This window comes from Cellulomonas hominis, from assembly GCF_005239125.1.
GTDB lineage: Bacteria > Actinomycetota > Actinomycetes > Actinomycetales > Cellulomonadaceae > Cellulomonas > Cellulomonas hominis_A.
Genome location: NZ_SZYE01000301.1, coordinates 1 through 2603 on the forward strand (window position 1 = coordinate 1; position 2603 = coordinate 2603).

At 73.2% G+C, this 2603-nt stretch carries 3 protein-coding genes; all 3 read left to right on the forward strand.

Features of this window, described 5'->3' with window-relative positions; genetic code table 11:
• Nucleotides 1–524, forward strand: a 524-nt coding sequence (locus FA014_RS19110; protein WP_195969389.1) for a flagellar hook-length control protein FliK, incomplete at its 5' end; no start/stop codon positions are given.
• Between the two features lie 14 nt (nucleotides 525–538).
• Nucleotides 539–1021, forward strand: a complete 483-nt coding sequence (locus tag FA014_RS19115) for a flagellar hook assembly protein FlgD (RefSeq protein ID WP_154731191.1) — start codon at nucleotides 539–541, stop codon at nucleotides 1019–1021.
• A 36-nt stretch (nucleotides 1022–1057) separates the two neighbouring features.
• Complete coding sequence (locus FA014_RS19120; RefSeq protein ID WP_154731192.1) at nucleotides 1058–2251, forward strand: flagellar hook protein FlgE; 1194 nt, start codon at nucleotides 1058–1060, stop codon at nucleotides 2249–2251.
• Nucleotides 2252–2603 lie beyond the last annotated feature (352 nt).

Consider the following 2603-nt stretch of genomic DNA (forward strand, 5'->3'; position numbering starts at 1 on the left):
CGCCCGCCGCGCCCGCCGCCGCCCCGGCGGCCCTGCAGGTCGGCACCGTCCAGCACCGGGTCGCCGCGGCCGCCGCGACGCCCGCCCCGCTCTCGGACCAGCTCGCCGCGAAGATCGGCGAGCAGCTGCCCGCCCTGCGCTCCGCGGGCACCGGGCAGCACGTGCTGACCCTGCACGTCGACCCGGAGCACTTCGGCCCGGTCAAGGTCGTCGCGCACATCTCCGCGGACGCGGTGCGCGTCGAGCTCGTCGGCGCCACCGACGCGGCGCGCGACGCGCTCAAGCAGTCGCTGCCCGACCTGCGCCGCGACCTCGCCGCCACCGGGCTGTCCTCGGACGTCCGCCTGGGCGCCGACGGCGCGGGCACCGGGGCGGGCGACCGCGCCGGTGCCGACGCCGCGGGCCGCCGCGAGGGCGGCCGCCCGGACGGCACCCGCCCCGGCTCCGGCGCCGCCCCGGGTGCCGCCGCACCCGCCCCCACCCGTCCGTCGGCCCACGCCGGCGGCCTCGACCTGCTCGTCTGACCGGAGGGATCCCCGTGACCGCCATCCCCGTCTCGTACATCGGTGGCTCGACCGCCGACGCGACCGCGGCGACCACCAGCACCCCGAGCAAGACGCTCGACAAGGACACGTTCCTCAAGCTCCTGGTGGCGCAGCTGTCCAACCAGGACCCGAGCAGCCCGATGGACACCAGCGACATGATGGCGCAGACCACGCAGCTGTCGATGATGGAGTCCCTCTCGGAGATCCAGGCGTCGTCCCGCGAGCAGTTCGGGCTCCAGATGCGGATGGCCGCCGCCGACCTCGTCGGCCAGCAGGTCACCTGGAAGGACGCGGACGGCAAGACCCAGTCCGGCGTCGTCTCCGGCGTCGACTACTCCGCCAGCATCCCGACCCTGACCGTCGGGAAGACCCAGCTCCCGCTCGACTCCGTCGCGAGCGTCACCCCGGCCGGCAGCACCCCGCCCGCCGCGGACGACGACGCGAAGCCCGCCACCGACTCCACGACCACCGCCTGACCGCGGTCCGGCCCACCCCACCCGAAGGGAACCACCATGCTCCGCTCCCTCTTCTCCGGCATCAGCGGTCTGCGCAGCCACCAGACGATGCTCGACGTCACCGGCAACAACATCGCCAACGTCAACACCACCGGCTTCAAGGCCTCCCAGATCCAGTTCCAGGACACCCTGAGCCAGATGCTCAACGCGGCCTCGGGCGCGCAGGACGGCGTCGGCGGCCAGAACCCGGCCCAGGTCGGCCTCGGCGTGCAGGTCGCCGGCATCACCACCAACTTCACGCAGGGCGCCGCGCAGCTCACCGGCCGCAGCACCGACATGATGATCTCCGGCGACGGCTTCTTCGTCGTCCGCCAGGGCACGCAGCAGTACTACACGCGCGCCGGGTCGTTCGACTTCGACTCGAGCGGCCAGATGGTGCTGCCGGGCGACGGCGCGATCGTCCAGGGCTGGGCCGCCGACGCCACCGGCGCGATCGACACGTCCGGCCAGGTCGGCGACATCAAGGTCGGCGTCGGCACGGTCATGCCGGCCAAGGCGACCACCACCACGCCGTTCTCCGGCAACCTGCAGGCCGACGCCGAGGTGGGCAAGACCAAGACCGTGTCCGTCAAGGCGTACGACGCGCTCGGCAACGCCCGCGAGGTCGAGCTCGAGTTCGTCAAGGGCGCCACCGGCTGGGCCATGACCGCGACCGACGGCACCGCCACCTACCCGGCGACCGGCTCCGTCGCGCTCACCTTCGACGCCGCCGGCAAGCCGACGTTCGCCGACACCACGTTCGCGCTCGGCGGCGTGACCGTCGACCTCACCGGCGTCACCGGCATGGCCGGCGTCGACACCGTCGCCGCCGACAAGCAGGACGGCTACGCCGCGGGCATCCTCGAGTCGTTCACGCTCGGCTCGGACGGCACCATCACCGGCTCGTTCAGCAACGGCCTGAAGCAGGCGCTCGGCAAGATCGCCATGGCGTCGTTCACCAACCCCTCCGGCCTGTCGAAGGCGGGCGGCTCGCTGTTCACCACCACGGTGAACTCCGGCGACCCGCAGATCGGCTCCGCCGGCACCGGCGGCCGCGGCACCATGTCCTCCGGCTCGCTGGAGATGAGCAACGTGGACCTGTCCACGGAGTTCACGCAGCTGATCATCGCGCAGCGCGGCTTCCAGGCGAACTCCCGCGTGATCACCACCTCCGACGAGGTGCTGCAGGAGCTCGTGAACCTCAAGCGCTGACGCGCACCTCCCGCTCGCGCCCCGTCGGTCCTCGCGACCGGCGGGGCGCGAGCGTGTCGGGGGTGGTCCGCCGACGACACCCGCTGGGCGAGGCGGCGCCGACTCCTCCACAGGACGGACCGTGTGTCTGGTCCCCAGGGCAGGCGCTCCGTCCGAGGTCGTGTCGGAGGTCGCCGGTAGCGTTCTTGCATGGCTGACCTGCAGGAACACCCCGACGGCGACACCCTCGCCGGCCTGGTGCTGCCGGTCTACGGGCCCGACGGTGTCTGCCTGACCGACTACGGGCCGGACCCCGTGGTGGCGTTCGGCGGGGCGCCGCGCACCGGTGAGCAGCGGCAGATCGAGGCCATCG